16 protein-coding genes and 1 other RNA gene are annotated in these 25825 nt (G+C 61.4%); 13 read left to right on the top strand and 4 right to left on the bottom strand.

All coding sequences use genetic code 11. The features are described 5' to 3' along the window. Window positions 1–35: 35 nt before the first annotated feature. Together SE16_RS10780 and purL are read right to left on the bottom strand one after the other, a co-directional pair. The gene (locus SE16_RS10780) at window positions 36–1001 is read right to left on the bottom strand and encodes a phosphoribosylaminoimidazolesuccinocarboxamide synthase (RefSeq protein ID WP_054493447.1); all 966 of its coding nucleotides are present in this window, start codon (window positions 999–1001) and stop codon (window positions 36–38) included. 91 nt (window positions 1002–1092) lie between these two features. Further along, a complete protein-coding gene (gene purL, locus SE16_RS10775; RefSeq protein ID WP_152918154.1) occupies window positions 1093–4917 on the bottom strand; it encodes a phosphoribosylformylglycinamidine synthase subunit PurL in 3825 nt (1274 codons plus the stop codon). A gap of 374 nt (window positions 4918–5291) precedes the next feature. Here purL and SE16_RS10770 point away from each other — a divergent pair, with 374 nt between their 5' ends. From SE16_RS10770 to selA, 5 genes are all read left to right on the top strand, one after another. Continuing rightward, window positions 5292–5726: a universal stress protein gene (locus tag SE16_RS10770; protein ID WP_054493448.1), complete on the top strand. Its 435-nt coding sequence runs from the start codon at window positions 5292–5294 to the stop codon at window positions 5724–5726. 31 nt (window positions 5727–5757) lie between these two features. Further along, window positions 5758–6672, top strand: coding sequence for an NAD(P)/FAD-dependent oxidoreductase (locus SE16_RS10765; protein WP_054493449.1), 915 nt, complete (start codon window positions 5758–5760; stop codon window positions 6670–6672). A 130-nt stretch (window positions 6673–6802) separates the two neighbouring features. Continuing rightward, window positions 6803–7000, top strand: coding sequence for a hypothetical protein (locus SE16_RS10760; RefSeq protein WP_054493450.1), 198 nt, complete (start codon window positions 6803–6805; stop codon window positions 6998–7000). Window positions 7001–7135: 135 nt separating this feature from the next. Continuing rightward, complete coding sequence (locus SE16_RS10755) at window positions 7136–8413, top strand: FecR domain-containing protein (protein WP_054493451.1); 1278 nt, start codon at window positions 7136–7138, stop codon at window positions 8411–8413. Window positions 8414–8431: 18 nt separating this feature from the next. Next, window positions 8432–9811, top strand: a complete 1380-nt coding sequence (gene selA, locus SE16_RS10750; RefSeq protein WP_054493452.1) for an L-seryl-tRNA(Sec) selenium transferase — start codon at window positions 8432–8434, stop codon at window positions 9809–9811. Window positions 9812–9813: 2 nt separating this feature from the next. Here the strand turns inward: selA and SE16_RS10745 are convergent, their stop codons facing one another. Both SE16_RS10745 and ffs read right to left on the bottom strand, forming a co-directional pair. Then, window positions 9814–10416 carry a ComEA family DNA-binding protein gene (locus SE16_RS10745; protein WP_054493453.1) on the bottom strand — a complete coding sequence of 201 codons (603 nt, stop codon included), beginning with the start codon at window positions 10414–10416 and terminating at the stop codon, window positions 9814–9816. 154 nt (window positions 10417–10570) lie between these two features. Next, window positions 10571–10835: signal recognition particle sRNA large type (ffs, locus tag SE16_RS10740), an RNA gene on the bottom strand. Window positions 10836–11002: 167 nt separating this feature from the next. Here ffs and SE16_RS10735 point away from each other — a divergent pair. The 8 genes from SE16_RS10735 to SE16_RS10700 all read left to right on the top strand — a co-directional run bounded on the left by SE16_RS10735 (window position 11003) and on the right by SE16_RS10700 (window position 25737). After that, window positions 11003–11566: a hypothetical protein gene (locus SE16_RS10735; RefSeq protein ID WP_054493454.1), complete on the top strand. Its 564-nt coding sequence runs from the start codon at window positions 11003–11005 to the stop codon at window positions 11564–11566. Between the two features lie 6 nt (window positions 11567–11572). Next, entirely contained in the window at window positions 11573–13330 is a 1758-nt protein-coding gene (locus SE16_RS10730; protein WP_054493455.1) for a glutamate mutase L, read from the top strand. Further along, window positions 13317–14429, top strand: a complete 1113-nt coding sequence (locus SE16_RS10725) for a KOW domain-containing RNA-binding protein (protein WP_054493456.1) — start codon at window positions 13317–13319, stop codon at window positions 14427–14429. The genes SE16_RS10730 and SE16_RS10725 overlap by 14 nt, the downstream gene beginning before the upstream one ends. A gap of 57 nt (window positions 14430–14486) precedes the next feature. Beyond that, window positions 14487–17375: an MSCRAMM family protein gene (locus tag SE16_RS10720; RefSeq protein WP_054493457.1), complete on the top strand. Its 2889-nt coding sequence runs from the start codon at window positions 14487–14489 to the stop codon at window positions 17373–17375. Then, the gene (locus SE16_RS10715) at window positions 17372–18106 is read left to right on the top strand and encodes a hypothetical protein (protein WP_060687580.1); all 735 of its coding nucleotides are present in this window, start codon (window positions 17372–17374) and stop codon (window positions 18104–18106) included. The genes SE16_RS10720 and SE16_RS10715 overlap by 4 nt, the downstream gene beginning before the upstream one ends. A gap of 44 nt (window positions 18107–18150) precedes the next feature. Beyond that, window positions 18151–22959 carry a discoidin domain-containing protein gene (locus SE16_RS10710; RefSeq protein ID WP_060687578.1) on the top strand — a complete coding sequence of 1603 codons (4809 nt, stop codon included), beginning with the start codon at window positions 18151–18153 and terminating at the stop codon, window positions 22957–22959. 118 nt (window positions 22960–23077) lie between these two features. Beyond that, the gene (locus SE16_RS10705) at window positions 23078–24901 is read left to right on the top strand and encodes a cation:proton antiporter (RefSeq protein ID WP_054493121.1); all 1824 of its coding nucleotides are present in this window, start codon (window positions 23078–23080) and stop codon (window positions 24899–24901) included. Between the two features lie 11 nt (window positions 24902–24912). Beyond that, a complete protein-coding gene (locus SE16_RS10700) occupies window positions 24913–25737 on the top strand; it encodes an N-acetylmuramoyl-L-alanine amidase (protein ID WP_060687576.1) in 825 nt (274 codons plus the stop codon). The last annotated feature ends 88 nt before the right edge of the window (window positions 25738–25825 follow it).

Raw genomic sequence — 25825 nt, 5'->3', positions numbered from 1 at the left:
TTCCTCTCCCTGTCATATTCAGCAGATGTGTTGGTTTACAAGGTTTCAGTTTCCAGTGCCGCCTGAACGTTGCGCACAATGCGCTCTTTGGCGGGCAATTCGCCCGGCTCAAACGGTTGTCCGGTCAACTTTTCGTAGGCGGCGATGTAGCGGGCGGCGACTTGGGCGATGAAGTCGTCGGGCATGGCGGGCGGCTCGCCGTCGCCGCGGTAGCCCTGGGCGGCGAACCATTTGCGCAGGAATTCTTTGTCGAAGTTTTCCGGTTCGGTGCCGCGCTGGTAGGTCTCGGCAATCCAATAGCGGCTGGAATCGGGCGTGTGGACTTCGTCAATGAGCGCCAGCCGCCCATCAATCAGCCCGAACTCGTACTTCGTATCCACCAAAATCAGCCCCGCCTGGCGCGCCACTTCTTGCCCACGCTTGAAGATGGCAATCGCCACGCGCTCGATTTCTTCCCACAACGCCGGCGGAACGATACCGCGCTCGATAATTTCATCGCGTGTGAGGCGTTCATCGTGGCCGCCGTCGGTGGCTTTGGTGGTGGGGGTGATGATGGGTTCGGGCAGTGGGTCGTTCTTCTGCAAGCCTTCGGGCAGTTCGATGCCGTAGGGGCGGCGTTCACCCTGCGAGTAGAGATACCAGAGCGATGTTTTGGTGACGCCGGTGATGTAGCCGCGCACGATGACTTCAACGGGCAGGGGTTCGGCTTCGCGCACAATCATCACGTTGGGGTCGGGAACGCTGAGCACATGGTTGCCCACAATGTCGCGCAACTGCTCGAACCACCAGGCGCTCAGTTGGTTGAGCACTTGCCCCTTGTAGGGAATCAGCCCCAACACACGGTCGAACGCCGACACGCGGTCGGTGGTGATGAGCACGCGACGCCCATCCACGCGGTACATGTCGCGCACTTTCCCCTGCACCTTGTCGCCAAGGCCGGGGATGTCCACTGTGTCAATGGCGTGTGGAATGGCGGCTAACAGCGCTTCGTGTGAAAGCATACAAAAAACCTCCTCATTTCAGTTGGTACATGGAGAGTGGGGATGGGGTATGCCTGGATACCCCCCCCCATTCTCCCGCACCCTCTCATCTTCAGCAGGCACGAATACCGTTGATGAAGAGCCGCAACCCGTCCAACCCCCGTTCGCCGCGATGATGGCGTGGATGTTGCCAGGGGAAAATGTGGTCTTCGGGGTGCGGCATCAGCCCCAACACGTTCCCCGCCGGGTTGCAAATGCCCGCAATGTGCGCGTCCGACCCGTTGGGGTTGTAGGGGTAGCGCACTTCGCTGCCGTCGGGTGTTGTGTAGGTGAGCGCCACCAGGTTATCCCGTTGCAACGCCGCCAGAATGTCGACGTCACGGGCAACGAAGCGCCCTTCACCATGCGCCACCGGGCAGTGAATCGGCGCATCCAGCCCTTGTGTGAAGAGTGAAGGGCTGTGGGGGTTGGGTTCCAGCCAGACCCAGCGGCACTCGAATTTTGCCGAGGCGTTCGGCGCGAGGGTCACCACCCGCTCTCCTTGGGCGGGCGCCCACTCCATGCCGGGCAGCAGCCCCGCCTTGATGAGCGCCTGGAAACCGTTGCAAATGCCCAACACCGGGCGACCTTCCGCCACAAAGCGACGCAGTGGTTCGCCCAGTTGCTCTTGCAGGTCAAGCGCCCAAAGCGCTCCCGCGCCCAGGTCGTCGCCATACGAAAAGCCCCCCGGCACCACAATCATGTGGTAGTCCAGCAGGTTGCGCTCGCCGTTCAGGAGTTGCTGCATCAGCACGATTTCGGGCGCGCCCCCCGCCAGTTCGGCGGCAAGGGCGGCTTCGCGGTCGCGGTTGGTGCCGCGGGCATGCAGAATGAGAACGCGCGGCGCACGCTTGACGGCAGGCGCGGCGGGGTAGGACTGTTGCGGCGAGGTGTGTGCCGGCGAAGTCACCCCACGCCAGGCGCGTTCCAGGTCGGCGACGGCGGCGTGCACAAGCGGCTCGCCATTGCGCCCCAGAATGCGCAAAACCGGTTCAGCGTGCACGCGCCCAATGCGGGCGTAGGGCAGCCCGTGCAGGGCGTTTTCAAAGGCGGCGGCGTCTTCGGGACGCACTTCCACCACCCAGCGCGCCAGCGATTCGGCAAAGAGCAGGTGTGTGTCGTTTTCGACTTGGTCCGCCCCTGGCAACGCCCCCAGGTTGACTTCCGCTCCGAGCCGCCCGGCGAGCGCCATTTCCGCCAGCGCCACCGCCACCCCGCCTTCGGAGCAGTCATGGCACGCCTGCACCAACCCGTCACGCATGGCGCGGTGCAGGGCGCGCGCCCGTTGAATGGCGTCGGGCACGGGTTGGGGCACATGGGCGTCGCGCATGCCCACCACTTCGGCGTAGTGGCTTCCGCCCAATTCAGCGCGGGTATCGCCGAGGATGTAGAGCAGGTTGCCCGGCGCTTTCAAGTCCAGCGTGGCGGTGCGGCGCACGTCGGGCACCAGGCCAATCGCGGAGATGAGCAACGTGCCGGGAATGGCGTGGCGTTCGCCGTCGGCGGTGGTGTATTCGTTGTTGAGGCTATCCTTGCCGGAGATGTAGGGGGTGCCATAGGCGACCGCGGCGTCGTAGCATCCTTGCGCGCACCGCACCAGGCTTCCCAGACGGTCGGGCAGGTTGGGGTTGCCCCAGCAGAAGTTGTCCAAAATGGCGAGGTGGTCGGGGTCGGCGCCGACCGCCACCGCGTTGCGCACGGCTTCGTCCACCGCCGCCCACGCCATGGCGTAGGGGTCAAGTTCGCCGTACTGCGGGCAAATGCCGACCGACAGCGCCACGCCGCGCAACGGGCGCGTTTCATCGGCGGCTTGCAGCGGCGTGTAGGTGCCCAGCGGCACAATCACCGCCCCGTCCGACGGACCATGATCGGCAACCCCCGCCAGCGGCTTGACTGTGGTGCCGCCTTGCACTTCGTGGTCGTAGCGGCGGATAATGCGCTCGCGCGAGCGAATGTTGGGGTGCGCCAGCAAGCGCTGCAAGGCTTGGGTGGGCGAAAGGCTTTCAGCCGGGGGAACAGCCTGCACCACCGGCGGACGCCAGACGGCGTGCATGGTGCGTTGGGGCAAGCCTTCATGCAAGAAGTGCATATCCAGGTCGCCCACCACACGGTCGCCGTAGAAGAGTTTGAGCCGACCGGTCGGTTCAAACGTGCCAATGACAACCGCCTCGACGCCGTGCAAGTCGCACACCTCACGCAAGCGCGGCCAGGCGTCCGGCGGGACGGCGAGCACCATGCGCTCCTGCGCCTCGCTCAACCAGATTTCCCAGGGACGCAAGCCGGCGTATTTGAGCGGTACACGTTCAAGGTGAACGGTCGCGCCAATCTCCGCGCCCATTTCCCCCACCGCGGACGAAAGCCCGCCCGCGCCGCAATCGGTGATAGCGTGGTACAAGCCTTCATCACGCGCCTGGATGACGACTTCTTGCACCTGTTTTTCGTTGATGGGGTGGCCGATTTGCACGGCGCTCCCGGCAATCTCGCCGGTCTCGGCGTCCATTTCCATGCTGGAAAACGTCGCGCCGCGCAAGCCGTCGCGCCCTGTGCGCCCCCCCATGACCACAATCAAGTCGCCGGGCTGGACGTTCGAGGGGTGCGCCCCACGCGGCAACACGCCCACACAGCCACAGTACACCAGCGGGTTGGCGGTATAGCCGGGATGGTAGAAGACCGCGCCGTTGACGGTGGGAATGCCCATTTTGTTGCCGTAATCTTCGATACCGTGCACAACACCGGCTTCGATACGGCGGGGGTGCAGCGCCCCCGGCGGCACAGCGTCGTCGGGCAAATCGGTCGGACCAAAACAGAGCACGTCGGTGTTGGCGATGGGGCGGGCGCTGACGCCCAGAATGTCGCGCACTACGCCCCCCACGCCCGTATTCGCCCCGCCAAACGGTTCGATGGCGGAGGGGTGGTTGTGGGTTTCCACCTTGAACGCCACATCAAAGCGCTCGTCAAACGCGATAATGCCGGCGTTGTCCACAAAAGCGGAATGCACCCACTCACGCGCAACCTGCTCTGTTGCGGCGCGCAAGTAGGTGCGCAGCAAGCCGTTGATCTCTTGCCGAACCGGTTCAGCGTTGGGCGGCGCGCCATGCGGTGGTCCTTCGTACAGGATACGCGCCTTGAACGTCTTATGCACGCAATGCTCGCTCCACGTCTGCGCCAACATTTCCAGTTCCGCGTCGGTGGGGTCGCGCCCTTCACGGCGGAAGTAGGCGCGAATCGCGCGCATTTCGTCCAGGTTGAGCGCCAGGCGGCGTTCGCGGCTGATGGCTTCCAATTGGGCGTCGTCGGCGTCGCGGATGGGGATGGTTTCAACAGTGTCATCAGCGTTTTGGGCGGTGATAAAGGCGGGCGCAATGGGAACATTAATGCTGTAGCGTTGGACAACGGTGTTGCAGAGGACGGTTTCGGCAAGGCGGGCGGCTTCTTCTTCCCCCGTGAGCCCCCACACGTGGAAAGAGGTCCCGGTCGCGGCGGCTTCAATCTGCTCAACACCAATGAGCCGTGCGGCGCGGAGCAGGTTTTCAGCCACAGGGTCGGTCACGCCGGGGAGCCAAGTCACATCAATGATCGCGTCGGGGTGGTCGGTCTCGGGTGCGGGTGGGGGGAAGGTGTCGGACTGCTGATGAATGTGGTACGTCTCGGTCACGGGGTCGGTCAACAATCGGCGGGCGATACGGTGCAAATCTTCGGGACGCAATCGCCCTCGTATGAAAAAGAGGCGGCGCACATCGCAACGGGTGAGGTGGGGAAAGCCGGCGGCCTGTGCGGTGCGAAGAATGCGCGCCCCCATGTGGTCGGGTGGACATCGTAAGACGACCTCAATCCGATAGGTCGGGGCAAGCGCTTGGGCGACGCCCCTGAGAGAATGCGGCTGCTCGCTCGTGCTCATGCTTCTTCAACTCCTCGTTCGCGCTCGTTCACAAACAAAAAAAGACGCAGAGAACAGTCCTCGGCGTCTTCTTCGACGGGCGTTCTGTCTTGTCAGTGCGCCCAGATTATACAAGGGGCGTGATGCGCGTCAAAGAAGTGGAATACTGTGCAGAGGAAACACGGGAGATAGAGCGCCACACGCCGCTTCGCCAATGCCCTTGAAGAATTTGGTGCTCTACAATACAATGAAGCGGCACGTGGACGACTGCAAGCATAAGCGTGTTTGTGACAAATTTCACTTTTCAACTCTTCCGTTCTCCTGTATGCTGGAAACAGGATGAAACCAACAATCTGCCCGCTTGACACAACCGGATACGCCAAAGGAGGCTGACCATGTTCAAAACAATCATCGTCGGCGTAGATGAAAGTGACCGCAGCCGCTATGCCGCCAAAGTGGCCGCAGACATTGCGCAAAAATACGGCGCCGATTTGGTGCTGGTACACGCCTATGAGCCTGTGCCGCGCTACCTTGGCAACGAGATGTTTGAGAATGCTGTGGAAAAGGCGTTGACCTATGGCGAGAAAATTTTAGAAGAAACCGTCAAAGCCCTTCCCGAAGGGATTGTCGCCGAAACCGACTTGCTGGAAGGCCCGGCGGCGAATGCCCTCTTGAGCGCCGCGGAAGCGCACAAAGCCGATTTGATTGTGATTGGGAGCCGCGGGCTTGGCGAACTGGCGGCATTGGCGTTGGGCAGTGTGGGGCACAAGCTCATTCAACAATCGCCTGTACCGGTGCTGATTGTCAAACACGGCACGGGCGAAGCATAAGCACCAACCGATTGCACAAACGGAGGGTTCGTTGAACGCACAACACGATGTCGCGATTATCGGCGGCGGACCGGCAGGGGTAGCCGCCGCCACTTACTTGCTCAACGCGCGTTTCAATGTGGCGCTGTTTGCGCCTGAAAGCGGAGGCAAGCTCTCGTACCGTTTTGCACTGCGTGGTATCCCGCATGTTGAAACGGTCTGGGGGGCTGAACTGGTGCACCAGTTTCAAGCCTATGTGAACGCCCACCTTGGGCGCTCCGACCCGCGCTTTGTTGAGCGCGTGGAACATGTACCGCCCATCTTTCGCTTGCACCTCAGCGAAGGCGAGCCGGTCACAGCGCGGGCGGTGTTGGTCGCCACAGGGGCAAGCCCGCAAAAACTGTTTGTGCCCGGCGAAGATGAGTTTTGGGGACGCGGCGTTTCGTATTCGGCGATTAGCCATGCCCCCTTCTTCCATGGGCGCGATGTCGCCGTCGTGGGGCAGGGCGAGCGGGCGCTCTACGCCGCCATCGAGCTCGCCCACCTGGCGCACAAGGTGTATCTCATCGCCAGCAATGACACATGGTCGCAACACCCTCTGGCGGCGGTCGTGCAAAAATTGCCCAACGTCACCATCTTCACCCACTGGACGGTCGAGCGGATTGTGGGCGACCAATTCGTCACAGGGATTGAACTGGCAAACAACCTTGGCGCGGCACGCCATCTTGATGTGGAAGGGGTGTTTATCATTCTCGGTGTACGCCCCAACAGCGATATGGTGCGCGACTTGGTGGAGTGCGACGAGAATGGTCATATCATCGTGGATAAACAAGGGCGCGCGAGCGTGCCGGGCGTCTTTGCCGCGGGTGATGTGACGGATACCTACATTGAACAAGTGCCTATTGCGCTGGGCGAAGGAATCAAAGCCGCCATCAGCATTTGGCGGTATCTGGCAACACAGGTCTGAACAGGCAGCCCCCATCACGGGGGCTTTTTGCTTCTCTTCTCCCTCGTCGCGTTCTCCTCTTGTTCGACCTTGTGTGATTGCCTATACTCCTCAGAAATCGGAAACCGCTCAACGAAATGAGGGAATACTTATGTCCATAATCACAATCACATTGCCAGAGCCACAATGGAAACGGCTTCAAGAAATTGCAGCACGTTTCGGAATTGCACCCGAAGAATTATTGCGCCTCAGTCTCGAACATTTTCTGGCGCAAACTGAGCCTGAGTTTGAAAAAACGTTGAAGTACGTTCTCTCAAAGAACGAAGAATTATATCGCCGTCTAGCGTAATCAATGAGTCGCCCACGTTATCTCACGTTAGATCACCACCCACGCTAACCTATGCTTCTTGCTCCGCACAAAATTTGTCGCGTTCTCCTCTTGTTCGACCTCGTGCTATAATCACCGCTGTTGGAGGTCAGAACGATGAACCAGGAAAGCCCGTTGTATCCATCACTCGACAAACCACAACCCGCCATGAACCGTGAGCAATTGGCGTGGATTATCCTGCTCACGGCGTTCGCCATTTTCTGCGCGCTGGCGGTGGGAATTCCGTTGAGCGTTCGCTGGTATGTGCACACCGCGACACGCCCCCAATTAGCCGTCGTCAAGGGCAGTGCGGGGAAACCCGTTGTCCAGGAAGTGAATATGAACACCACGGTCGCCGTGCCGGAAGGTGAGCGGCGTGACGGCGTGCAGGAAGGCGCGCGCATCTTGACCGACCGCGACGATATCGCCGAAATCAACTTTTTTGACGGCAGCACCTTGCTCGTCTTCCCCTACAGCGAAGTGACCATTGAGCGCATGCGCAAACCCCGGTTTGAACGCAGCCCCAATCCCAATGAGGTGGTGTTGCAGGTTTCGCGGGGGCAAATCCGCCTGAACCTGGCGCCGCCGCTGTTGCGCAAAACCGATGTGCAGGTGAAAACGCCCCACGCGCTCGCCACGCTGGAAGCGGGGAGTTATAGCATCGAGGTATCCACCGACGAAACCACCGTGATCGCCCGCAGTGGCGTCGCCTATGTGCAAGGGAGCGCCGGCGAAGCCGTCCGCATCGAAGCGGGCGAACGCACAAGCGTGGGGCTGAGCGGCATTGCCACGCCGCCGTTGCCCGCCGAGCGCAACCTCATCGTCAATGGTGATTTTGCCAACCCCACAACCGCCACGCCTATCACTCAGGGCGTGCTCGCCGAAGGCTGGGTGGTGTACAACGACCAGGGGGGCGACGGCGGCAGTGTTGACGGCACAGCAGCCGTGATGTTGCTGGACGGGCGGCGCGTGGTACAGTTCAAACGTACCAACAGCGGCAATAACCACGGAGAAACCGGCATCCGCCAAACGCTCAACCGCTATCTGGGCTTGTACGAATCCCTGCATCTCGCGTTCGATGTCAAACTCATTCACCAATCGCTAAGCGGCGGGGGGCAACTCAGCTCCGAGTTTCCGCTGATGGTGCGCATTGACTACAAAGACGTGTACGGCAACGATAACCACTGGGTGCGCGGCTTCTACTACCAGAATGAAGCCGGGTTTTACGTCAACGAGTTTGGGCAACGCATTCCGCGCGATACCTGGGTGCCGATTGTATTTGAGAATTTGCAGGACGAATTGCAAAACGCGGCATCCATCACCACCATCAGCATCTACGCCAGCGGGTGGGATTACGAATCCTACGTCAGTCAGGTGGAATTGCTGGCACGCTAACCCCGGAGACAGGAACCCATGCCGACACACGAACACCTGCGCCGCATTCCATCGGTCAACCGCCTCTTGCAAACGCCAGCCCTGCAAGAGGCCATGCAGGCGTTCGGGCGCGCCCCCGTGGTGGCGGCTGTGCGCGAAACGCTCGACGCTGTGCGTGATGAGATTGCCGCGGGGCGCATGCCCGACCTGACACCTGAAGCGCTGACAACACGCATCATCGCACACTTGCACCGGCGCGTGTTCCCCACGCTTCGCCCCATCATCAACGCCACGGGCGTCATCATCCACACGAACCTGGGGCGTGCGCCGCTCAGCCAAGCGGCGCTTGAAGCCATTCGCACCGTGGGCGCAGGCTACAGCAACCTCGAATACGACCTTGAAAGCGGGCGGCGCGGTTCGCGCTACACACACGTGGGCGAGTTGCTGGCAGAACTCACGGGGGCGGAAGCGGGGCTTGTTGCCAACAATAACGCGGCGGCGCTCGTGCTCATCCTCGCCACCCATGCCGCGGGGCACGATATCCTCATCTCGCGGGCGCATCTGGTCGAAATTGGCGGCGGTTTTCGCATTCCCGACATTATGGCGCAAAGCGGCGCGCGCCTGCGTGAAGTCGGCACGACCAACCGCACCTACATTCGCGATTACGAAGCGGCCATCACGCCTGAGCAATGCGCCATGATTTTGCGCGTCCACACCAGCAATTTTCGCATCGAAGGCTTTGTCCACCAACCGACGCTCAAAGAATTGGTCGCGCTGGCACGGCGGTATGGGCTGTTGGTGGGCGATGATTTGGGGAGCGGCGCTCTGCTCGATACGACGCAATTTGGGCTAGCGCCCGAACCACGCCCGCAAGAGAGTATTGCCGACGGGGCAGATGTGGTCTGCTTTAGCGGGGATAAACTGCTTGGCGGTCCTCAGGCGGGTTGTATCGTCGGGCGGCGTGAGGTGATTGACGCCATCAAGCGCCACCCGCTCATGCGCGCGTTCCGTGTGGACAAAACCACACTCGCCGCACTCGACGCCACATTGCGCGCCTATCAGCGCGGCACCGCGGTGGAGGAAATTCCCATCTGGCAGATGATTGCCACGCCAACCGACGTGTTGCGCCAACGGGCTGAAGCCTGGGCGGGCGTCTGGCGGCAAAAAGGGCGTCAAGCGGATGTGGTGCCAAGCCAGTCGGCGATTGGGGGCGGCTCACTTCCGGGGCAAACACTCCCGACCTGGGTTGTACGCCTGCCATCGGCTCACCCGCAACAAGAGGCGGCAGCGCTACGCCACGCTACACCCCCAATTGTGGCGCGCATCGAAGATGACAGCCTACTCTTCGACCCACGCACTGTACGCCCTGAAGAAGAACAAACACTTGTGCGCGTCGTTGCCGCAACCCTCGAGCCCTAACCTCACGGTCCCACGGTAACCAGGGGCGCAATCTCGGCAAAGGTCTTGTCCCCAATCCCCTTCACGTTCTTCAACTCGTCCACGGTCTGAAAAGCGCCGTTCTGCTCGCGGTAGTCAATGATACGCTGGGCAATAGAGGGTCCAATGCCCGGCAAGGTATCCAGTTCGGCGACGGTTGCAGTGTTGATATTGACCAACCCCGACGCCGCAGACGCTTGTCCCGACGGCGCACCACTTCCGCTACTCACCACAGGCGGCGCGTCCGCTTCACCTTGCGCGGGCACGTGAATGTGCATGCCGTCCGCCAGCGGCAGCGCCAGATTGATCGCTTCGGGCACGGCGTCCGACGAAAAATCCCCGGCAGCGGCAATGGCGTCGGCAATACGGCTATTGGGAGGAACAGTGTACAGACCGGGAGCATGCACCGCCCCACTGACATAGACGGTCAACGGGGCAAGCGTGGGTGTTGGTGCAGGTGTGGGTTCAATCAGGCTGAGCGGTTCACCAGACGTGCGGGTTGTCCACCAGAGCAACCATCCATTGACGCCTGTGGAAAGCAGGAGCACGACGAGCATGGCGCGCCACAATGACCAGCGATTTGCCATACAACCACCTCGCATGTTGCGCCGCCCCTACCCCACAGCGGCTGGTTGCGCCCGCAACCAGGGGGAGTATATGCGAGAGCGAGAAAGATTGGCAAATGGAGAAAAACGCAACACCAGCGAAGAAAACAGCCGCGCGCAGGCATAAAAAAAGTGGTCGTGCACCCCCCTCTCGACTGCAGCGCACCGGCTTACACACAGTCAGACGGCTCAGGCCAGGCTCCCCTGAGGCACCCGAGAGTGACCGCTTATGGCTGCTCCCTTCCGGGCCTGACCCGTTCACGGGCTCTCGCCGCTCAGGACCCAGCCCTCAACACCGCTGACTGCGGCAGTTCCGGCCACTTGCAGCCTCAAGGGGGGATTTCAGCCCCGCTTTGGCGGATTTCGGGTTCAGGGGACCGCCACCCCCCCGCTTAGCACGACCACCGCTGTATTGTAGTCTGTTGAAGCGTTGTGTCAAAAGGGTCAACCGGTATCTTCAACCATGCTTTGCAACTTCAAGAAAAGCGCTTGCTCCCCACAAGCATCTGGTGTTATACTGAAAGGAGCCAAGCCCTGTGTCTTGTCAGAGAGAAGGGGAGAAATCGCCATGAGTGATGAAAAAAAGCGCGGCGGAATACCATCTGATGATGAAATGGCAAACTTGCCCGATTGGCTGCGCGACCTTGCCAAGGAGCAAAGCGAGGCTGCACAAGCCGCCTGGACGGATGATATTGATTTTAGCGAACTCCCGGAATGGCTTGTCGAAGAAGAGGAAGCCGAACAAGTCCCGGCAGTTGGTAGCAGCGAAAGCGTCTTCATTACGCGCAAACCACAAGACCCCGCGGAAATCGTCGAAGGAAGCGGCTTGCTGGCGGGCGTTCCCAACCCCATCCCGATCGAACCGATTATCGTCCTGCCGCACAAAGTGCCGCCGTTCCCATCCAGCACACTCGCCGAACCATCGGAAACAGTTCCCCTTTCACTCGATATGGCGGACAGCGCGCAACAAGCACTTGTGAGACAAGAACCGGCGCGGCGCACCTCACGCCCACGGCGACGCATGCCGCCGCCCAAAGAACCAACCCGCGCCCAGCGCACATTGCGCCTTATCCTCTTGTTGCTGGCGATCCTGTTGCTCGTCATTCTCATCATCAACGGATTTGTTCTGTAAAACACTATGAACACCTACGCACGCATCCTCGAATCGCTCTTGTATGCCGATATTGACAACCTGCGCACGGTCGCCGCACTCATTGACCAGGTGGCGGGGCATTACCGTTTTGTCGCCAATGGGATTGCCGCCACAACAATTGCGCCCCCTTCTCCCAATCTGATCAATGGCTTGAACTTCGCAGTGCGCGAAATTGAAGAAACCACCGGGCGGCATATTCTGGCGCAAGGCGTTGGCAGCAGCCTGGCGGTCATTACACCCGAAAACGCGGAAGGGCAAGGCGTGGACATGTTCCTCGCCACCGTCAGCCTGGTGAAACCCATGAACGTCGCCATCTTCGCGTTTGACGAAGAGATTGACCTGCCCATTGCCATGGTTGCCGCCGGCAGTCTCCCCACCCGCGTCACATTTCGACTTGTTGCCGCGCCCAAAACGCTCTCGTGGGGAGGCGATTTGCTCAACGCCATCGCAACACTCAGCCAAACCCCGCCCGATGTCATCCTCGTCAGTGCGGCATCCCTGCAAGAGATTCCGCCCAGCCTGGAAGAACTTGGGCAAAGCATCGCCCTCTTGCAAGACATGCTCGAACCACGCGACCGGGCGCTGGTCATTGTCATTGGCACAAAAGCCGTTCAAGACACGCTCTACCCCCTGTTGCACAAAAACAGCACCCTTGAAGCGGTGTTGTTGGAAGACCAGCCCGACGAATACGCCGTCGCCGAAGAAACACTCGAATTGCTGGAAACCTACTATCAGGAAACACGCATCGCCCGCTTGCCCGGCTTTGGCGCTATTCAGAGCTGGTCGAACTTCACCATCCGCTCAGCCCTTGCCATGCGCACGCTGAGCATTCGCCAACTCAGCCGCCAAACGCCTGGCTCAATTCTCTACGCCCACATTGGCTCCGAAGCCACGCAAGTCATCGCCGCCGACGAACTCTCATACCGCTCGTTTGTTGATGTGGATTGGGGCACGGGCTATAGCATGGCCAAACTGCTGCAACAAGACGAAACCCTGGAACAAGTCCTGCGGTGGACCCCAGGCATGACGCCGGAGCGCGACCTGCTCGCCCTCCTCTGGCAACGCAGCCTGCGCCCACACATTCGCCCCACCATCGAAGATTTGCTCTGGCTGGAACACGCCGCCGCGCGGGTCTTGCTCAACAAAACCATACGGGCGCTCCCAGCCACCTACCGCCACGAAACCGGCTTCCCCAACCCCACCTTCCTCATCGGGTCGGGTCCCGCCATTCAAATGGCGCCGCGCCCAGCACAAGCCGCCATGATTCTGGTGGACGCTGTCCAGCCCGTGGGCGTCGTGCGCCTCATGCGCGAGCGGCTGGGATTGTTGCCGCTGGTCGGCTACCTTGCCGAAGAAGAACAAACCCTCATCGCCGACCTGCTCCGGTTTGACATGTTTGAATCGCTGGGCACACTCATCGTGCCCTTTGGCGAAATGAGCCCCGGCAAACCCGTGCTTGAATTTACCATGCCCATGCCCGGCGGCGGTTCGTACACCGTCGAAGTCGAAGCGGGGCAGCTCTACCGCGAATACGTGCCCCCCGGCACACACTTCTCGCTGGAACTCAAACCGGCGCGCGGCATTGACATTGGCGAAGGCAGCGGGCGCAAACGCACCATCACCATTCACGGCGGCGCCGTCGGCTTGATTGTGGACGCGCGTGGGCGTCCGCTTCCACAAACAGAAACACTCGTCACCCAACGCAAACTGGTTCAGGATTGGATGCTCTATGTGGGCAGCTGAACGCTTTACTCCCCAAGAACTCATCGTCGCACCATTGGTACGCATCCAGCGCGAGCGCCTGCTCAGCGCCCCCGGTCTCGTCCTGGTGCAACAAGGGCGCACCGTGCAAGCCAACGACGTCGTCGCCCAAATGCCCGGACGGCGTATCCTGCACATGTTCGACATTGGCGAACTGCTGGGGTTGAAAAAACGCTCCGCCGTCCAAAAAGCCCTGCGTGTGCAACCCGACCAACTCGTCGAAGAAGGCGACATTCTCGCCGAAGCGGGAAGCGTCATTCGGCGGAAGCGCGTGCGCGCCCCTATGCGCGGTCGCATCTTGCACATTGACCCCCACGGGCGCATTCTGCTGGAAACCATCGGCGAAGAAGAAAACCTGCGCGCTGGATACCGCGGCACCGTCATCGGCTTGCTGCCGCGCTATGGCGTGGTGATCGAAGCCATTGGCGCTCTCGTGCAAGGCTGGTGGGGCAACGGGCACACCAATATCGGCGTGCTCCGCATGGGCGTCAAACGCCCCCACGAAATCATGCCATCCAGCCGCTTGGGGATTGGCCTGCGCGGCATGATTGTGGTTGCCGGGCGCACAGTGGAACCCGCCTTCTTTGAAACCGCCGCCCAGGTTGGCATCCGCGGCTTGATTGTGGAAACCCTGCGCCCCGATTTGCTGGAAATCGCCACCCGCATGCCCTACTCCGTCGTGGTGCTGGGCGGCTTCCATCGCGAGCCAATGGCGCAGCCGGCGTTCGACATCTTCAACGCCCACGATGGGCACGAAGTCATCATCAACGCCACTGAGCCCAATCCCGCCGAACGCAAATATCCCGAAATCTTTATCCCCTCCATGCGCGCCGACGCACGCAGCGAAGCCACCCCGCTTCAACCCGGGCGTCCCTTCAATGTCGGCGACGTGGTGCGCGTGCTCACGCCGCCCATGATGGGGCGTATCGGCGTCATCACGGAACTGGACGTGGACGAAGGGCCATCTGAAACAGGTTTGGAATTACCAGGGTGCCGTATCTCTTTTGGGAAAGGCACCGAAATGATTTTCCCATACACCAACCTGGAACGTTTGACCGGCTGTACCCTCTCGCTCGAGTGAGGCGGTCAGCGCTCTTGACGCTGTTCAACCTGAGAACAGCCACGGCGAAGGTGCTGCATGCAACTCGCTGACTATCCGCGCCCCAAAAACGATACCGGTTTGGGCATCCACTGGTCGGCTGGACCAGCGGGGGCTGTGCCTCTGCAAGAAGTGCGCACCCGCTGGCTTCCCGAACTTCAAGCCATGAACATCAAGTGGGTGAAAGTGCTGCACGACGGCGCCGAAGACCTGTGCGAACTCTTGCTCGCCCACGACATCATGCCCATTGTGCGGCTCTATCGCTTCCAACCCAACCCAGGGCGGCTCAGTGCAGACCTCATCGATCGGCTCAAACGCTTCATCGCGATTGGGGTGCGCTATTTTGAAGTCAACAATGAGCCCAACCTGGTGGAAGAATGGCAACCGGGCGAATGGCAAAAAGCCGGCGAACACCTGCCCATCCTTGTCACCGAAGCATGGATTGCCGACGCCGAAACCGTGCTGGAACTGGGAGGCTTGCCCGCCTATCCGGCGCTCACCCCCGGCGGACATTGGGACGACATTGATTTCTTGCATCGCAGTTTGCGCTATCTCGCCGAAAAAGGGCGCGCCGACCTGTTTGAACAGGGCGGCTGGCTTCCCGTCCACAACTATTTTTTGAACCACCCGCACGACTACCCCTACGACCCCGTCAACCAGTTTGGCGTGCCCGTTTCACCCGAAGAAGCCGCCCAACATCGCTTTGCGATTGCAATCGAAGAAGTCAACCGCCACCGCCTGCGTGGGCGTGCGCCAGGGCGCACCTTGCGCGGCGATAGCAACGGATTTCTGAAATACCGCATCTACCGCGATATTTTTGTTGAGTATTTTGGCTTCGAGGTCCCCATTCTGACCACCGAAGGGGGCATGGTCATGGGGCGCGCCCAGGACCCGCGCTATCCCATCGTGGATGAAACCCTGCATACCGCCTGCAACTTGTTTGGCTTCACGCACATGGCGGACGCACCCGACTACTATTTTTGCAACTGCCCCTGGCTCATTGCGAACGCCGAAATGCACCACAACAACCCGCACTGGGAAGAAAGCGCCTGGTACTCGCCCCGCTGGCCCAACGGACAATTGCCCATCGTGCAAGCCGTGAAAGAACGCGCCCCCTGGCCTGTGCGTCTCCCACGGACGACGCCGACGGATACGCTGACGCTCACCGTACACAATGGGGAAGGGCAAGTTGTCGTGCTGCGCCGTCCTTCCGGCGACTATGTGAGCGAAACCGTCATCGGCGCCGATGAACGCGCCCACTTTGAGCATGTGGCGCATGGCACCTACACCGCCGAAGTTGTCGGCACGCGAGTGCAGACCGAGCCGCTGACCGTGCCCGGCGACCCACCGCCCCCGCTCACTGTGCCCCCGCGTCTGAGCGCCATCGAGGGCGAACTGGTCAACGCGCCGCCCATCGCCGATTTGACGCTCTTTGTCCAGGATGAAGGCTTTGAACGTGTGGAACGCCGCATGCGCATCACCACCGCCACCTTCGCTTTCGAGCGCCTGTGGGCGGGCACCTACCGGCTGGTGCTGGAACAAAACCCGCACGTGCACGCCGGTCCCATCACCCTGGACGGGCGCGAACGCCGCCGCGTGCGGTTGGTGGTTCCCCAGGTGGAATGGCAACTGGACATCGAGAACCCCAGCGGCGCGCCGACAGCCGAGCGCCGTTCCCGCATCATCGTGCATACGCCCGGCTTGCGTGGTCGGCGCGTTTCGCTGGAAGCCCCCTGGGCGCTGATTACCGTACCCGTCGGCAACAAACCCGACATTGACCCCGACGCCGCCGTGATTGAAAATCTCCCCGCCGCGACATATCGCTTGCACATCGCAGACATTCCCGGCGATATTGTGTTCACCCTCGACGGCGTGAGCACCGCCCACATTCACGTGCGCGAAGTACTGGTCGAACCGATTGTCGAACAAGGGCACATTCGCGGGCGCGTGGTGGGCGCGCCCCACACGCCGGTGCGCGTGCTTCTCCTGCGCGACAACAGCGACGTCATCGCCGAAACCCACACCGATGAGAGCGGCGCATTCGCCTTTGACGCCTTGCCCGCCGGGCGCTACACGGTTCATCTGCCCCTGTTCGACCTGCGCTCGGAAGAAATTACCATCGGCGGCGACGCCCCCTGGGACGCCGAGACGACCCTCACCGTGCCGACCCTGCCCACAGGGCGCATCAGCGGGCGTGTGCGCAACGTCGCCACACATCCTATCCCTGTGCTTCTCGAACAAGCGGGGCGCGTTGTCGCCGAAACCATGACCGACCCCCAAGGCAACTTTCTCTTTGAAGAACTGGCTGACGGCGAATACACCATTTTCGTGCCTGCCATCGAGCAACGTTCCGCCCCCATTCGGATTGACCATGAGCAGGCTCCTGAGGTGCACGACGTTGAGTTGACTGCGCCACCACCCGCCCTCTCACGCATACGCGGGCAGGTGGAAAACGCCCCCACACCCTCCGTGCGGCTCATCCTGCAACGTGACGGCGTAAACGTTGCCGAGACGGCGAGCGACGCTCAAGGGCATTTTGTTTTTGAAGAATTGCCCCCCGGTGCGTATCGCATTGCGCTTCCCGACCTGAACATCCTCACCAAGCCGCTCACGCTGGACGGGCGCAACGAGGTGCAGATTCGCATTCCGGTTCCGCCCACCACCACCAAGGCGCTGGACACCTACGTCTGGCTGCTGGCGGACGCCGCCAGAGCCGGCGACGTGTACACACTTGCATTGCCGCTGATTCAGCGTCATGGCTGGGCGTTCGGTTTCGACGCCGAAGCGGCGCGGCTGGCGCGCCGTGTGGTCGTGATTGGCACGCACGCGCCGCCGTCCACGGAAGGCATGACCATTGCGGCGCGCGCCATTGCCGACGATATGCTGACCCTTGCCGAGCGAGTTGCGGCATTGGAGGAAACGCTGTGAGCGAGCGATACAACGACGCCGAGCCCCTCGGCGTGCGCATCGAACCGGCAGACGTTGCGCCGGGCGAGTGGTTTTGGAAAGCCGTGCATGTGCACCACCTCACCCCGCAAGAAAACCGCGGGCGCAACCACCTCTGGGTTGACGTGCGCGACGAACAGGGGAAACGGCTCATGGGCAGTCGGGTGCGCGTGCGCTGGGCAGGCGGGGAAGGTGAAATCCGCATTGAAAAACCCGCCGACGAACCCGGCGGCAACATGCCGCTCTATCGCGGGAACATCTACACCGTGGACGTTCTCGAACCGCCCGACGCCCCCTTGCCAAGCGACCGCGTGGTGAGCATTCACACCAACCACATCGGCGAAGGCGACGGCAACGACCGCTTCCGCCACAGTTTTTACGTGGTGTTTCAACGCACCCGCCAACCCGCCATCTCACAAACGCACCCTTTGCCCCGCTACGTCCTTTTCGGCTCGCCAGACGACCGCCGCACCGCCACCGTGCTGCACCTGCTGGACGAATGGCTTGCCACACAACCCAAGCACGTTGTTTTCGGCTTTTCGCCCGACGAAGCCGCCGCCGCGCAACGGGTGCTCATTCTGGGCGACACCCACGCCGTCAGCGGCGACATCGAAGCCCGCTTGCGCGCAGCCGGCTGCGACGTTGTGCGCGCGGCGCTCACATCCTGGCGCGACATTCGCACCGTGCTTGAACAATTTGTCCATGCACCATAAACACCAGTACGCAACCAACCACAAGACCGGCGAAGGGGAAACCAATGGCACAACCAGATGTGGCCTGGGCAATCTGGAAACCATCACCCAACAAAAACCCGCGCAATAACGTCAAAATTGATACCATTGTCTTGCACGCCACAGCCGGCCCGCTGGAACCGTCTCTCAACTGGCTGACCAACCCCAACAGCGGCGTTTCAGCGCACTACCTGCTGGGCAAGGATGGCACACTCTACCAACTCGTCGAAGAGCAGGACATGGCGTGGCATGCCGGCGCATCGAAAATGCCGCCGCCGGACAACCGCGAAGGCGTCAACTGGTTTTCGATTGGCATTGAAATCGAAAACGCGAACACCGGGCACGACCCCTACCCACCCGCACAGATTGACGCCCTGGTGCGCCTGCTGAAAGACATCGTGGCGCGCTACAACATTCCGCGCCAAAACATCGTCACGCACAAAGCCATCGCCGTCCCCGCCGGGCGCAAAAGCGACCCCGCCGGGCTGGACGTGGACGCCCTGCTCAACCGCGTGTACGAAGGACAAGCCCCGCCGACGTTCACGCGCAACCGTCCACGCATTGGGCTTCACGCCCGCAACGACACCGACTTCACCCCCGCCGACTACGAAATCATCCGTCGGGCGCGGATTGAATCGCTGAAAACGCTCAGTTTTCTCAAAGAAGACGTGTATCGCCGTTGCCGCGAAATCAACCCCAACATGGAATTCATCGTGCGGCTCTACAAGCACATGCCGCGCGGCAATGTGCCTTCACCCCAACAATTCGCTGATGAATTCCGCGACGTCATCAACCGCCTGTTTGAGAAGTTCGGCGTCACCAAGTTTGAAGTGCACAACGAGCCGAACCATCTCACCGGGTTGGAAGGCTGGGGACAAACACGCGAGGACGCCATCGCATTCAACCAGTGGTATCAAGAAGTGTTTGCCATTCTCAAAGCACGCCACCCCTTCGCGTTGCTGGGCTTTCCGGGGCTTGCCGTGCCGCACAACGATTTGGAATGGCTTGACTGGTGCCGCGACAGCATCGAAATGAGCGACTGGCTGGGGTGCCACGTCTACTGGCAAACGCCCCCCGACCAGCCCGACACCTACAAACAAGAATTCTGGGGCTTGCGGTTCAAGTTGTACCACAACAAGTTTCCGCACAAACTCATCGAAATCACCGAGTTCGGCAATTCCAACGGACAAAGTGGGTTGCCCGTCTCGCATGAGGCGTTTGCCCAGCAGTACGTCTGGTGGCTCACCGAAATTCAAAAATACCCCTACCTCGGCTCGGCGCATGCGTTTATCGCCACCTCGCCCGACCCCCAATGGGCGCGCGACGGCTTCACCTGGGCAGATGAACATGGCAATCTCTACCCGATTGCCGAGGCGGTTGGCACAAAAGTGCCCCGCCCACCGTTGCCGCCCGAATGGGGCGCCGCCTGGCAGGGCTTCAACCCAGGCACACGTTTGCAGCCGGGCGAACGCAAGCGCGTGACGGGCACACTCATCAACAGCGGTCGGCGTCCCTGGATTGCCAAAGGCGATACCGCCATCATCCTGATTCAACGCTGGCTCACGCCGGGCTTCCAGGTTGTGGGCACACCGCAGTACCTTCAACTCCCGCATGACTTTGCGCCATCGGAGCAAGCCACTATCCAACTCACACTGACCGCCCCCGCCACACCCGGCACCTACCTGTTGCGATACGACCTGTACGACAAGGGCAACAAAAAATGGCTGACGCAACACGGCGCGCGCCACCTGCACTACACCATCACGGTTGAACCCGCCAGCGCCGCCCCGCCCCTGCGTGTGGAATGGGTGAGCGCCACGGTGCCCGGCGAAATGCAGCCGGGACAGCGCGTGCCCATCACCGCGACGGTGCGCAATGTGGGCACGGCAACCTGGCGCGCCGGCGGCGAGCCCGCCAAGGGCGTGGTGCACCTGGGCTACCACTGGATTACCGCCGACGGGCGCGAAATCGAAGGCAAAACGCGCGGCGTGCTCCCCCGCGACGTTGCACCGGGCGAAACAGTCACGCTCGAAAACGTCGAAATTCTCACACCTGAAACCCCCGGCGCCTACACCTTGCGGCTTGACATGGTCGCCGAACAGGTTGCCTGGTTCCGTCAGGTGGACAGCCGCCCCCACACAGTCAGCGTGCGCATTCAGCCGCCGCCCGCCCCGCCGTTCCGCGTGGAATGGGTGAGCGCCACGCTCCCCGCCAGCATTCCCACCCAGGGGAGCGCACGCATCACCGTCAGCGTGAAGAACACAGGCAGCGCCACATGGCGCGCCGGCGGCGAGCCACCGCAAGGCATCGTGCATCTTGGGTATCGCTGGCTCACCGCCGATGGTGTGGTGCAAGAAGGGGCTGAACGGGGTCGCTTGCCGTCCGACGTGCCCCCCGGCGGCACCGCCACCATTGCCATGGACGTGCGCGCCCCCGCCACGCCCGGCGCGTACACCCTGCGGCTCGATATGGTCGCCGAGCGCATCGCCTGGTTCCATGAAGTGGGCGGTCAACCCCTCGACCGCACGGTGCGCGTTGAAGGTGTCAGCACCAGCAGCCCACAACTCGATTACCGCTGGCTCAATGTGCAATTGCCGCGCCAAATGCGCGCGGGGCAAACCGTGCGCGGGCGTGTGGTGGTGCAAAACACCGGCAGCGAAACCTGGCGCGCCCGCACACCCGACGGGCGCGGCATGGTGCGGCTCGGCTACCACTGGTACACCACCGAAAAGCAACCCGTGCATGGCTGGCCTGACATCCGCGCCATGTTGCCCAACGACGTACCGCCCGGCAACAGCGTCGCCCTCGACATCGAAATCGGCGCACCGCCGCAACCGGGCACTTATCTGCTCGCGCTCAATCTCGTCAAAGAGGGCGTCGCCTGGTTCCCCAAAAAGCCCGAACCGCCGGGCTTGCTCACGGTGCAAGTGCTCCCCGCCGCATCCACCAAGACACCGTGGGGCGTTGTGTTTGAAGCGCACACGCTCCCCACGCATCTTGAAGCCGGCGAAACCGCCGACATCTCGCTGACGCTGCGCAACACGGGCGAACGCCCCTGGCAGGCCGACGGTGCAGAAGCGGTACACCTCGCGCACTACTGGCTCGCCGAGGACGGGCATGTCGCCGGCTGGTGGGACAATTTCCGCATCACGCTCCCGCACACCGTCGCCCCCGACGATCGTATCACGGTGCAGGCAACCATCCAGGCGCCGGATGAACCGGGGCGATACCACGTGCGCTGGGACCTGGTGCTCGAAGGGCGCTTCTGGTTCAGCCAGAAAGGGAACGAACCGCTCATCGTGCCCCTGACCGTCAAGGAAAGCCAGCGCCCCGACTGGGCGGTGGAATGGCTCGCGCACGAAACGCCTTCTCGCCTGACCGCCGGCGTCGAAACGCGGGTGGGCTTGCGCCTGCGCAACACAGGCCGCCAGCCGTGGCCCCCACGCGGCGCACACCCGGTCCACATCGGCTACCACTGGTATGATGAAGCGGGCAACCCGGTGCCCGCTATCAAAGACCTGCGCACCACACTCCCCGATGAGATTCCACCCGGCGGCGAAGTGAGTTTGCGGGCGGCGCTCGCTACACCGCCGCAACCCGGCACCTACACGCTCGAATGGGACCTCGTGCAGGAAGGCGTCGCCTGGTTCAAAGAGAAAGGCGGCACCCCCCTGCGCGTTCCGGTGACGATTGAAGCGACCACACGCCCCACCTGGACGGTACGCGCCAGCCACAACCCCGACGACGCCCCCCTCGTGCTGGACGGCAACCCCGCCACCTTCTGGGACAGCGGCGCACGCCAAGCACCGGGCATGTGGTTCGAGGTGGATTTGGGTGAACCGCGCTTGCTCGACGCGGTCACCTTCCTCAGTCCGGGGCGTGGGTATCCCACGGGGTATCGCGTCAAGGTGAGCGCCGACGGGCAAACATGGGCAATCGTTGGCGAACGCTCTTTCAATTGGAAAGATGTGTACGTTCCCTTCGACGTGCGCCCGGTGCGCTTCATCCGTATCGAGCAAACCGGCAGCCCCACATGGGACGCCACCTGGCGCATCAGCGAAATCGAACTCCGCGAAGCCCCCGCCTGGACGGCGCGCGCCAGCCACAACCCCGACGACGCTCACCTGGCGATTGACCATAACCCCAAAACGTTTTGGAGCAGTGAAGCCCCACAAACGCCGGGAATGTGGTTCCAGGTGGATATGGGGAAAATTCGGCGCATTGACACGGTGGAAGTGCTCAGCCACGAAAACACCTTCCCGCTGGGGTATCGCGTGCGGCTCTCGCGCGACGGCGAAACCTGGTTGACCATTCAAGAACGCCGTCAGAACTGGAAAGACCTCTTTGTGCAATTCGCGCCGATTGAGGTGCGGTTTATTCGCATTGAACAAACCGCCGCCGCCCCCGACGGGCGGCACTGGCGCATCAGCGAGATTCGCACGCGCGAAGCCGCCCCCTGGCAAGCCAAAGCCAGCCACAACCCCGACGCCGCTCCTCTGGCGATAGATAACCGCTGGCTGACGCAGTGGAGCAGTAATGCGCCGCAAACCCCCGGCATGTGGTTCATGCTCGATTTGGGCGACCTCTTCGCCATCAATGCGCTGCACATCTTCAACGGCGATAAACCGCACCACCCACGCGGCTTTGAAATTCTCCTCTCGGCGAACGGGAAAGATTGGAAACAAGCCGCCGAGCAACCGAACAACACCGGTCCCATCAGTCTGGCGTTCGCCCAACCCGAAGTCGCCCGCTTCATTACCATTCGCCAGACAGCGCAAGCATCCGTCCCGTGGGACATCAATTGGATTATTGTGGAGCGCCAACCCGCCATATAACCCAAACCAGCCCATCTCACACGAGGGCGCTTTGAGGCGCCCTCTTTTCTTGCCTATCACTTCATGCTACGATTGAGCGTGTCTGACACCAAGAAAAAACAGAGGAGTACGCACGTACATGGAACACCACACCATTTTGGTTCTTGCTGGTATCGTTGTGCTGGGGATTGGGTGCCAATGGCTTGCCTGGCGGCTGAAAATCCCCGCTATTTTGCCACTACTCATTACCGGCTTCCTTGTTGGTCCGGTCTTCGACTGGCTGCACCCCCGCGAATTGCTGGGAGAACTTTTCTTTCCTTCCATCTCGCTCTCCGTCGCCATCATCCTGTTTGAAGGGGCGCTCACGCTCGAATTCCGCGAAATTCGCCGTTTACGGGGCGTTGTGCGCAACCTGATCACTGTCGGCGCGCTGGTCACGCTGGTTGGGGGTGCACTCGCCGCCCGGCTGTTGATTGGGCTTCCCTGGCTGATTTCCTTCTTGTTCGGGGCGCTCATCGTCGTAACCGGCCCCACCGTCATCGGTCCGCTGCTGCGCAACATCCGCCCAACACAGCGCGTCGCCTCAATTTTGAAGTGGGAAGGCATCCTCATTGACCCCATCGGCGCCCTGCTCGCCGTCATCATCTTCGACATCATCATTGCCGAAGGTCCCCTCGGCAACCCGTCGCTCATTGCCATCAGCACCTTCGCCCGCATCATGATCATCGGGCTGGTTTTGGGCTTGTTGAGCGGCTACATCACCGCCTTTCTCATCAAACGCTACTGGGTGCCCGACTACTTGAACGAACTCTTTGCGCTGGCGATGGTGATCGGCGTCTTTGCCCTTTCCGACGTTTTGCAATCGGAATCGGGGTTGCTCGCCGTCACCGTGATGGGGGTGGTGCTGGCCAACAGCGGTTTGCACCAGCTGCATGACATGTGGCATTTCAAGGAGCGCATCAGCATCCTGCTCATCTCCACATTGTTCATCATCCTTGCGGCAAATGTCAGCTTCGAGCAATTGAGCCTGCTGGGGGTGAACAGTTTGCTCTTGCTGGGTGTTGTGCTCTTCATCCTGCGCCCACTCAGCATTTGGGTCAGCACCCTGAACAGCGACCTTTCGCGCAATGAGCGGCTTTTCCTCTCGTGGGTCGCGCCGCGCGGTATCGTCGCAGCATCGGTTTCCTCGCTCTTTGCGTTCCGCCTGGAAGAATTGGGGTATGCGGAAGCCGCCATCCTCGCCCCCCTCACCTTCCTGGTCATCGTCGGCACGGTCTTTCTGCATGGCAGCACCGCCAAGTGGGTGGCGCAACGCCTGGGCGTCGCCGAAGCAGACCCACAAGGCTTCTTGATGATGGGCGCGACAGCGTTTGCCCGTGCGCTTGCCAAACTGCTTAAAGAAAACGGCTTCAATGTGTTGCTGGTTGATACCAACCGCCACAATGTGCGCGCGGCTCGTATCGAGGGGTTAGAGGCGCACCAGGGCAATCTGCTCTCGGAAAGTGTGCAAGAAGACCTGAGCCTGAGTGGGCTGGGGCATTTCCTGGCGCTCACCAGCAACGATGAAGCCAACGCGCTCGCCTGCGTGCACATGCGCGATACGTTCGGCGCACGCAAGGTGTACCAATTGCCCCCACGCGAGGAAAACGGGCAAGAGTTTGCCAGCGGCTTGATGGGGCGCATTCTGTTCGATGAACGCGCGACCTACGAGACATTGGAATCTCTCATGCAACGCGGCGGTGTCATCAAAGCCACGTTGCTAACCGAAAAATTCACCTGCGACGAGTACCGCCAAGTATGGGGCGACTACGCTTTGCCGCTTCTGGCGTTCCGCGGTAAAAAAGTCATCGTCGCCACGACCGATGAACCCTTCCAACCTGAACCTGGGTGGAAACTGGTGGCGCTGGTGCTGGAAAAAGAAGCCCGCCGCGCCGGCATCAACGCGCCCGAAACGGCTTCATGAACGGGTAAACCATGTCCTACGACCGGTTTGAACCTATGCCACGCGGGCGGCGGCGCCGTCGCCCGCGTGGCGGTTTGCGCCGCCACATCCTTGAAGCCATCGCACACGGCTTTTTGGCGTTTAGCCTGGCCGTCAATCTGCTCGTGCTTGTGCTCTTCTTTTGGGTCTGGCCGGGGGCTTCCTCTTCCGCATCCACGCCCCCATCAACGCCGCTGGTCATCGTCAGCGCCTACACCCCGACCCCGGCATACCCCCCCACGCCACTCCCAACCGCGACCCCTCTCCCTACACCGACGCCCCACGTGCCGCGTATTGGCATCATCGCCGGGCATTGGCAAAACGACAGCGGCGCCATCTGCGAAGATACGGGCTTGCAAGAAGTGGATATCACGCTGGCGGTCTCGCGCAAAATTGTGGCACAACTGCGCAGCGAGGGCTATCAAGCCGATTTGCTCGCCGAATTCGACCCCCTGCTGAACGGCTATCAAGCCGACGCACTCGTCTCGGTGCATGTGGACTCGTGCGTGACGTTTGAAGGAGCCACCGGCTTCAAAGTAGCGCGCGCCGCCACCAGCGTCATCCCCGAAACAGAAGACCGTCTCGTGGCGTGTCTCTACGACGCTTACGAACGCGCCACAGGATTACCCCGCCACCCCGGTAGCATCACCCACAACATGACCGGCTACCATGCGTTTTATCGCATTCATCCACAAACCCCCGCCGCCATTATCGAATTGGGATTTTTGTATCACGACCGCGACATGCTCACGAATGAGCAAGACCGCCTGGCGACAGGGATTGTCAACGGCATCAAGTGTTTCTTGGACAGTCAATAAGCCACACCGCCGCCAAGTTTCATTTTTGCGCGCTCATGCTATTATCTGGCGCAGGTTGTACCGGTGAAACCCATGCCAACAACAAGCA

Source organism: Ardenticatena maritima (assembly GCF_001306175.1).
GTDB classification, from domain to species: Bacteria; Chloroflexota; Anaerolineae; order Ardenticatenales; family Ardenticatenaceae; genus Ardenticatena; species Ardenticatena maritima.
This window is presented reverse-complemented; position numbering and strand designations above follow the sequence as displayed.